Genomic DNA, 324 nt, shown 5'->3' on the forward strand with positions numbered 1-324 from the left:
TACGTGAAACGGCAGCAAGGAACGGTGTTTTACCTGGCGCTCCTCGACCTCGTTTACCACCACTCTTCTTGCCGCCCCAGTACACGTCATCCAGTTCAATGAAGCCTTCAAGGACAAGTTGATCATCAGCATTCTTCATCACGTGCTGCAGCTTGTGTTTCATTTTAAAAGCTGCATTGACTGATATGCCCAGGAAACGGCGCAAACTAAGGGCGGACATTCCTTCTTTGGCTTGCGTTATGAGATAGATTGCCAGAAACCACGTAGTAAGAGACAATTTTGATGAGTCAAAAATGGTGCTACTGGTAATCGAGCACTGATGTC

The 324-nt window shown here is 46.9% G+C and carries 1 protein-coding gene; it reads right to left on the bottom strand.

Going from position 1 to position 324, the window contains the following annotated elements:
* Positions 1 to 324 (bottom strand): IS1595 family transposase (locus tag FCL47_RS24170; protein WP_136816280.1); only part of this gene is annotated, 324 nt, incomplete at both ends.

The organism is Desulfopila sp. IMCC35006, assembly GCF_005116645.1.
Classification (GTDB): domain Bacteria; phylum Desulfobacterota; class Desulfobulbia; order Desulfobulbales; family Desulfocapsaceae; genus Desulforhopalus_A.